Genomic DNA, 7788 nt, shown 5'->3' on the forward strand with positions numbered 1-7788 from the left:
GCACCCCGCACCGTCCCGAGAGGCCCACCGCATGTCCGACACGACCGCCACCCTCCGCGCCGCCGCCCCGTACCTCGCGTCCTGGGTCGACCTCCAGGGCGCGTTCCGCCGCGCCGTCGGCGTGCAGGTGGCGATCCGGTCCGGCGACGAGGTCGTGCTCGACCACGCGTGGGGCGCCGCCGACGCCACGACGGGCGAGCCGCTGCGCACCGACCACCTGTTCCGGATCGCCTCGCACTCGAAGTCGTTCACCGCGACCGCCGTGATGCGACTGGTCGAGGCGGGCCGGCTGCGGCTGGACGACACGGTCGGGACGCACGTCGCCGGGCTGGCGGGGTCCCCGCTGGCGTCCCGCACCGTCCGCGAGCTGCTCGGCCACCAGGCCGGGGTCATCCGCGACGGCGAGCGCGGCGACTTCTGGCAGCTCGACGGGCCGTTCCCCGACGAGCCGACCCTCGTGGCCGAGCTGCTGGAGGCCGGCGAGGTGTACGGGTCGAACGAGCACTTCAAGTACTCCAACTACGGGTACGGCATCCTCGGCCTGGTCGTGGAGTCCGCGACCGGCGAGCCGTTCCGCGACCACCTGCGTGCGGCCGTCCTCGACCCGCTCGGCATGGCCGACACCGGCGCCGAGTACGACGAGGCGCTGGCCGACCGGTACGCCGCCGGGCACACCGCCCTGCTCGACGCCGACGACCGCCGGGAGACCATCGAGCACGTCGACACCCGCGCCCTCGCCGCGGCCACCGGGTTCTACTCGACCGCGCGGGACATGACCGCGTTCGGTGGCGCGCACTTCTACGGCGACGAGTCCCTGCTGTCGGACGCGGGCAAGCGGCTGCTGCACCGGCAGGAGTCGGTCGTGACGGTGCACGGCAAGGAGGTCGGCCGGTACGGCATCGGCCTGGACCTGCACACCATCGGCGACCGCGAGGTGGTCGGGCACTCCGGCGGCTACCCCGGGCACATCACGCGCACCTACATCGACCCGAAGCAGCGGCTCGTCGTCAGCGTCCTCACCAACGCGATCGACGGCCCGGCCGACGCGATCGCGGTCGGCCTGATCAAGCTGATCGACCTGGCGCTCAACCCGCCCGCCGACGCGCCCGAGCCCGCCGCCGACGCCCGGCCGCTCGCCGAGTACACCGGCCGGTTCGGCGCCCTGTGGGGGATCACCGACATCGCCGAGCTCGGCGGCCGGCTCCTGCTGCTGCACCCCGCCGCGCCGGACCCGGTGGCCGCTTACGACGAGCTGCACGTGCGGGGCCGCGACGTGCTCGGCACCACCCGGCAGCCGGGGTTCGGCTCCGCCGGCGAGGACGTCGTCGTGGAGCGCACCGAGGACGGCGCGATCGCCGCCGTGCGCAACGGGATGACCTCCTGGCCGCTCGAGGAGTTCCGCCGCCGCCGGACCGGCATGACCCGCCGCCGGGAGGCCGGTGCGGCCGTCCCGGCGTCCCTAGGCTGACCGGCATGACCAGCGACGACGCCGCCCCCACCGCCGACCTCACGATGACGCCGGAGCAGCTGGCGTGGATCGAGCAGTTCGCGCTCACCTGGGAGGGCACGAACAGCGCCCGGATGGAGGGCCGCGTGGTCGGGCTGCTGATGGTCGCGGACCGGCCGTACCTGTCGTCCCAGCAGATCGCGCAGCTGCTCACCGCGAGCGCCGGCGCCGTGTCCACCGCCACCCGGCGGCTGGTCGAGGTCGGGTTCATCCAGCGGCACGCGATCGCCGGCGACCGGAACCACTACTTCCGGGTCGAGGACGACATCTGGGGGCGCTGGCTCGCGAGCGAGCGGAACTACCTGCCGCGGCTGCAGCGGGTGCTGGACCAGGCGCTGTCCGGCGGACCCGGGGAGGGTCCGGCGCGCCGGCTGCGCAACGCCCGGAACTACATGGAGTGGCTCGCGGGGTACCACCGCAAGATGCTCGCCGACTGGGAGGCCTACCGCGACGCGCAGGCCGGGACTGGAGAACCGTGACGACCGACCCGACCCCCGGCGGGGCGACCGCCGCCCCCGTGCTGTCCGTGCGCGACCTGACCGTCACGTTCCGCGTCGACCGGGGCCGCTCGCCCGACGTGCACGCGGTGCGCGGCGTCTCGTTCGACCTGCACGCCGGCGAGGTGCTGGCCGTCGTCGGCGAGTCGGGGTCCGGCAAGTCGGTGTCCTCGCTCGCCGTGCTGGGGCTGCTGCCCGGCACCGCCCGGGTGAGCGGCAGCGCCCGGCTCGGCGACCTCGAGCTGGTCGGCCTCGACGACCGGGCCCTGTCGGACGTGCGCGGCCGGCGGGTCGCGATGATCTTCCAGGACCCGTCGAACGCCCTCGACCCGGTGTTCACCATCGGGTTCCAGCTGCGCGAGACCTTGCGCCGGCACCTGCCGGGGCTGTCCCGTGCCGAGGCCCGCGCCCGGGCCGTCGAGCTGCTGCGCATGGTCGAGCTGCCCGACCCCGAGGACCGGCTGCGGTTCTATCCGCACCAGCTGTCCGGCGGCCAGGCGCAGCGCGTGATGATCGCGATGGCGCTCGCGTGCGACCCCGAGGTCCTGATCGCGGACGAGCCGACGACCGCGCTCGACGTCACGGTGCAGCAGGAGGTCCTGGACGTGCTGCGCCGGCTGCGGGCCCGCACCTCGGCCGCCGTCGTGCTCATCACGCACGACATGGGCGTGGTCGCCGACCTCGCGGACCGGGTGGTCGTCATGCGGCACGGCGAGGTCGTCGAGACCGCCGACGTCGCCGACCTGTTCGACGCCCCCGCCGCCGCGTACACCCGCACGCTGCTGGACGCCGTGCCGCGGATCGGCGCGGACGAGCGCCCGGCCGGCACCGACGCGGCCGAGCGGCCCGCGCTGAACGTCGAGAACCTGGTGGTCGAGTACAAGAACCGGCGCGGCCGGGTCGTGCGGGCCGTCGACGACGTGACGCTGCGGGTGCAGCCCGGCGAGATGCTGGCCCTGGTCGGCGAGTCGGGGTCCGGGAAGTCGACCCTCGGCCGGTGCGCCCTGGGTCTCGCGCCGCTCACCTCCGGCACGGTCGAGGTCGTCGGCACCCGGCTGGGCCGGGACACCCCGCGCGCCGTCCGGGCGGCCCGCACCCGGATCGGCGTCGTGTTCCAGAACCCCGCCGCGTCGCTCAACCCGCGGTACACCATCGGCGAGTCCGTCGCGGAGCCGCTGCGGGTGCACGCGGGGCTGCGGGGCGCCGCGCTCTCCGCCCGGGTGGCCGAGCTGCTGGACGGCGTCGAGCTGCCCGCGGCGTGGGCGTCGCGGTACCCGCACGAGCTGTCCGGCGGCCAGCGGCAGCGGGTGTCGATCGCGCGGGCGGTGTCGCTGGACCCGGAGCTGCTGATCGCCGACGAGCCCACCTCGGCACTCGACGTCTCCGTGCAGGCGACGGTGCTCGAGCTGTTCCGGTCCATCCAGCAGCGGCTCCGGTTCGCCTGCCTGTTCATCAGCCACGACCTGGCGGTGGTGGACGAGCTCGCCGACCGGGTCGCCGTGATGCACCGCGGCCGGGTGGTCGAGGTCGGCGAGCGCAGCCGGGTCCTGGGTGCGCCGGAGCACGACTACACGCGGCGGCTGCTGGCCGCGGCGCCGGTGCCGGACCCGGCGGCGCAGGCGGCGCGCCGGGCGGAGCGGCTGGCCGGCTGACGCCACGGCGCGGGCGCGCCCTCTCCCACGGGTCGGCAGGTCCCGCCACCGGAGGGCGTCCGATTTGCCGGTGATGTCGACCACATGGGTGGTTTTTCACCCGCTCGCGACCACGCAGATGCCCCTGACACCCCAGGAAACCGTGCGACCGTCCGATGGACAGCAGCACACGGGCCGACCCGGCCCGCGGGGCGACGTCGGTCCGGCCGGCGCCGCAGGGGCCTCCCCCGGGAGGCCCGGAGCACGGAGGTGGGACCGCATGACGCTCGACGACCTGGGCCGCCCGGCCGCGATCCGGAGGCTGCCCGCCGCCTGGACCCCCTTCGACGAGCTGAGCGCCGCCGTCGGCCCGACCCCATGCGTCGCCCGCCCGCACGCCGGTCTCGTGCACCGCGACGGGCCGTGCCGGTGCTTCGTCGGCGGCCCCGCCCCCGAGCACGCCGAGCGCCCGGAGGACGTGGTCCTCGCGCTCGCCTGGCACGGCGCCGCCTAGGCGGGGCGCGGGCGCGCGCCGCCGGTTCAGGCCTCCGGGCGGCTGAACAGGTTGACGACGTTCCCGTCCGGGTCGCGGAGCAGCGCGGACCGGTTGCCCCACGGCATCGTGGTGGGCGGCAGCAGCACGTCCGCCGGGTCCGGGTCCAGCCGGGCGAGCTCGGCCTCGACGTCGGCGACCTCGAACTCGACCACGACCGAGCGGTTCGCCGCCGGCAGCAGCACGCCGCCGAGCCGCGCGACGGTGTCGACGTGGGCGACGGCGAGCACGGCGCCGGGGCCGGTGAGCTGGGCGAACGCGGGCACGGGACGCGTCGCGACCAGCCCGGTGACGCGCTCGTAGAACGCGACGAGCCGGTCGACGTCCTCGGTGACGAGGCGGATGGAGGTGAGCGGCACGGGGACTCCTCGGTGCGGGTGCGGGATGGACCGGACCAGCCTCGGCCGCGCCCGCGACACCGTCCTGTCGGTGTTTCCCGGCCGGTCGCCGCAGCGGGCCGATCGCCTCAGCGCGACCCGTCGAGCACGGGGCGGAGCGTCCCGGCCGGGATGTCCAGGTCCTCCCACCGGAGCTCGCGCGCCGGCACCCGCTCGGCCGTGAGGTCGACGGCCACCATGCGCTCGGCCCGGAACGCCCGCACGCCGCCGCGCAGCCGGCACCAGGCGACGAGGAACCACACGCCGTCCTGCACGACCGACCCCAGCGGCTCGACCTGCCGCTCGGTGACGGCACCCTCCCGGTCGCGGTACGTGAGCCGGACGACCCGGTCGGCCTGCAGCGCCGCGGCGAAGGCGGCGGGCGCCCGGGGCCCGTCGACCTCCGGCTCGAGCAGACGGACCCGGTCCGCGAGCGCGGTGGCGCGCCGGGCGTCGCCCTCCGGGAGCACCGCCAGCAGCTTGCGCATCGCGCTCGCCGCGGGCTGCCGGAACGGGCCGCGCCGCAGGGCGCTCGCCCCGACGAGCACCGCCAGCGCCTCGTCCGGCGTGAAGCCCATCGGGCCCAGCGTCGCGGCGGTGTCGATCGCGTACCCGCCCGTCCGGCCGGTCTGCGCCCAGATCGGCACGCCCGCCTGCTGCAGCGCCGACAGGTCGCGCTCGACGGTGCGCACCGACACCTCGAACCGCCCGGCGAGCCAGCGCGCGCTGCGGTACCGCGGCGCCACGGCGCGGAGCTCCTCGACGATCGCGTAGAGGCGGTCGGTCCGGTTCACCCGGCGATCATGCCGCCTCCGGACCCATCCGGTCGCCCGGCCGCTCCGAACCCCTCCCGACACCACACCCGAGGGACGCAAGGAGCGATGATGCGACGCACCCGCAGCACCTACGCCGTGGCCGCGATGGCCGCCGGGCTCACCCTGAGCCTCACGCTGGCCGCCTGCAGCAGCACCGACGACACGAGCGAGGGCACCGCGCCGTCGTCCTCGTCGTCCATGGACATGGGCTCGACGCACGACGCGATGGACGCCGTCGCGCCCGTCAGCACCGGCGACCCGTTCGCCGACGCCCGCACCGCCGCCGCGCACATGCCGGAGACGGGCCTCACCCTGGCGACCGGCCTGGCCGCCGCCACGGACACCGCCGGCGAGGTCGACTCCGACGCCGCCACCCTGCGCGCCGGCCTGACCGCGCTGCTCCAGGAGCACGTGTACCTGACGGGCATCGGCGTGGCCACCGCCTACACCGCGGGCGCCGACTCCGAGGAGTTCGCCGCCGCCAAGGCCGCGCTCGACGGCAACACCGACGACCTCGCGGACGCGGTGGGCTCGCTCGCCGGCGAGGAGCAGGGCACCGCCTTCCACCAGCTCTGGGACGAGCACATCGGCTACTTCGTCGACTACGCCGTCGCGGTGAAGTCCGGCGACCAGGCCGCCGCGGACGCCGCGCAGGCCTCGCTCGCCGGGTACACCACCCAGGCGGGGGCGTTCTTCGAGCAGATCAGCGCGGGCAACCTGCCCGCCGCGGCGGTGGCCGAGGCGCTGACCATGCACGTCACGACGCTGACGGCCGCGATCGACGCGCTCGCCGCCGGCGAGCCGACCGCGTCCGACACGCTGAAGGCCGCCGCCGACCACGTCGGCATGGACGCCGCCACCATCGCGACCGGCCTCGCGGCCGGTGCGGGGCTGTCCGGCGACGCCATGGACGACGCCTCCACCCTCCGGTCGACCCTGACCGCGCTGCTCCAGGAGCACGTCTACCTGGCCGCGTACGCCGTGTTCACCGCCTACACCGCCGAGGGCGGGGTCGAGTCCCCGGCGTTCACCGCCGCGGCCGCCACGCTGGACGCCAACTCGGTCGCGCTGTCCGACGCGGTGACCTCGCTCGCGGGCGAGGAGAACGGCACGGCGTTCCTCGACCTGTGGCGCGAGCACATCGGCTACTTCGTCGACTACGCCGTGGCCGATGCCACGGGGGACACCGACGGCCAGCAGGAGGCCCTGATGAACCTCGACGGCTACCGTCCCGCCGCCGGCGCGTTCTTCGAGAAGATCAGCGACGGCGAGCTGCCGGCGGACGACGTCGCGGCCGGGCTCGGCATGCACGTGTCGACCCTCGCCGGCGCCATCGACTCGCTGGCGGCCGCGCTCGTCGCCTGACGGGCCCGAGACCGTGACGCCGGCCCCGATCCCCGCCGGGGCCGGCGTCACGCCCGCGCCGAGGCGCGCGTCACGCCCGCGTCCGGGGCGGGTCGGGGGGAACCGGCGGGCGCCGTGCGGCAGACTGCAGCGGTGTCCTCCCCCGGTTCCCGCCCAGCCGCACGCGTGACGGCCGACGAGGCCCTCGCGCGCGTCGCCGACGGCGACCGCGACGCCTTCCCGGCGCTGTACGACATGCTGTCCCCCGCCGTGCACGGCACGGCGCTCGCCGTCCTCCGCGACCCGGACCACGCGGCGGAGGTCACCCAGGAGGTCATGGTGGAGATCTGGCGCACGGCGTCCCGGTGGGACGCCCGTCGCGGCTCGGCGCGCGCGTGGGCGACCACGATGGCGCACCGCCGGGCCGTCGACCGCGTGCGCTCGGTGCAGGCCCAGCGCACCCGGGACCAGGCGGTGCTCGACGGCGACCGGCCGCGCGCGTTCGACGTCGTCGCCGAGCAGGCCGAGTCGAACCTCGAGGCCGAGCGCGTCCGGCACTGCCTCGGCGGGCTCACCGACACCCAGCGCGAGGCCGTCGTCCTCGCCTACTACGACGGCCGGACGTACCGCGAGGTCGCCGAGTCGCTCGAGGCCCCGCTGCCCACCGTCAAGAGCCGCATCCGCGACGGCCTCACCCGGCTCCGCGACTGCCTGGGGGTGGCCGCGTGACCGCCCCGACCCCTCGTCCCGGCGAGCGCCGCCCCGACGACGCCGCCACCCGCGAGCTGCTCGGCGCCTGGGCGCTGGACGCGCTCGACGAGGCCGAGCGCGCCCGCGTCGACGACCTGATCGCCCGCGACCCGGACGCCGCCCGGGAGGCCCGCTCGCTGCTGGAGACCGCGGCGGTGCTCGGCGAGGCCATGGCCGTCGCCGCGCCCGACGCCGTCCGGCTGGCCGTGCTGGCCGAGGTCGAGCACACCCGGCGGGAGGACCGCGCAGCCGGCGAGGTGCCGGAGTCCGAGCCCGTGCACCCCGCCGCTCCCGGGGCGCCCGCTCCCGGGACG

The 7788-nt window shown here is 76.2% G+C and carries 8 protein-coding genes and 1 pseudogene; 7 read left to right on the forward strand and 2 right to left on the reverse strand.

The window, feature by feature from the left end:
• The first annotated feature begins 31 nt into the window (after window positions 1-31).
• From G6556_RS15180 to G6556_RS15195, 4 genes are all read left to right on the forward strand, one after another.
• Window positions 32-1468 (forward strand): serine hydrolase domain-containing protein, encoded by a 1437-nt coding sequence (locus tag G6556_RS15180; RefSeq protein ID WP_166943174.1) that lies wholly within the window; start codon window positions 32-34, stop codon window positions 1466-1468.
• Between the two features lie 5 nt (window positions 1469-1473).
• Window positions 1474-1986, forward strand: a complete 513-nt coding sequence (locus G6556_RS15185) for a MarR family transcriptional regulator (RefSeq protein WP_205693555.1) — start codon at window positions 1474-1476, stop codon at window positions 1984-1986.
• A complete protein-coding gene (locus tag G6556_RS15190) occupies window positions 1983-3656 on the forward strand; it encodes an ABC transporter ATP-binding protein (protein ID WP_166943178.1) in 1674 nt (557 codons plus the stop codon). The genes G6556_RS15185 and G6556_RS15190 overlap by 4 nt, the downstream gene beginning before the upstream one ends.
• Before the next feature lie 259 nt (window positions 3657-3915).
• Window positions 3916-4149: a hypothetical protein gene (locus G6556_RS15195; RefSeq protein WP_166943182.1), complete on the forward strand. Its 234-nt coding sequence runs from the start codon at window positions 3916-3918 to the stop codon at window positions 4147-4149.
• A gap of 26 nt (window positions 4150-4175) precedes the next feature.
• Here G6556_RS15195 and G6556_RS15200 read toward each other — a convergent pair whose 3' ends face one another.
• Both G6556_RS15200 and G6556_RS15205 read right to left on the reverse strand, forming a co-directional pair.
• Window positions 4176-4547: a VOC family protein gene (locus G6556_RS15200; protein ID WP_166943185.1), complete on the reverse strand. Its 372-nt coding sequence runs from the start codon at window positions 4545-4547 to the stop codon at window positions 4176-4178.
• 107 nt (window positions 4548-4654) lie between these two features.
• The gene (locus G6556_RS15205; RefSeq protein ID WP_166943196.1) at window positions 4655-5359 is read right to left on the reverse strand and encodes a WYL domain-containing protein; all 705 of its coding nucleotides are present in this window, start codon (window positions 5357-5359) and stop codon (window positions 4655-4657) included.
• Between the two features lie 90 nt (window positions 5360-5449).
• Between G6556_RS15205 and G6556_RS19995 the strand changes: the two genes are divergently transcribed.
• The 3 genes and pseudogenes from G6556_RS19995 to G6556_RS15220 form a co-directional block, all read left to right on the forward strand.
• Window positions 5450-6745, forward strand: a complete 1296-nt coding sequence (locus G6556_RS19995) for a hypothetical protein (protein WP_166943199.1) — start codon at window positions 5450-5452, stop codon at window positions 6743-6745.
• A 132-nt stretch (window positions 6746-6877) separates the two neighbouring features.
• Window positions 6878-7453: an ECF RNA polymerase sigma factor SigK gene (gene sigK / locus G6556_RS15215; protein ID WP_166943201.1), complete on the forward strand. Its 576-nt coding sequence runs from the start codon at window positions 6878-6880 to the stop codon at window positions 7451-7453.
• Window positions 7450-7788 (forward strand): annotated as a pseudogene (locus G6556_RS15220) (hypothetical protein); the annotation flags it as partial. The gene sigK and the pseudogene G6556_RS15220, both read left to right, overlap by 4 nt.

It is taken from the genome of Cellulomonas sp. IC4_254 (genome assembly GCF_011603975.1).
Taxonomy (GTDB): domain Bacteria; phylum Actinomycetota; class Actinomycetes; order Actinomycetales; family Cellulomonadaceae; genus Cellulomonas.

Bases quoted from the DNA above. Each gene is read 5' to 3' on its own strand.
- G6556_RS15180 (WP_166943174.1), top strand. From the start codon at position 32: ATGTCCGACACGACCGCCACCCTCCGCGCCGCCGCCCCGTACCTCGCG.
- G6556_RS15185 (WP_205693555.1), top strand. From the start codon at position 1,474: ATGACCAGCGACGACGCCGCCCCCACCGCCGACCTCACGATGACGCCG.
- G6556_RS15195 (WP_166943182.1), top strand. From the start codon at position 3,916: ATGACGCTCGACGACCTGGGCCGCCCGGCCGCGATCCGGAGGCTGCCC.
- G6556_RS19995 (WP_166943199.1), top strand. From the start codon at position 5,450: ATGCGACGCACCCGCAGCACCTACGCCGTGGCCGCGATGGCCGCCGGG.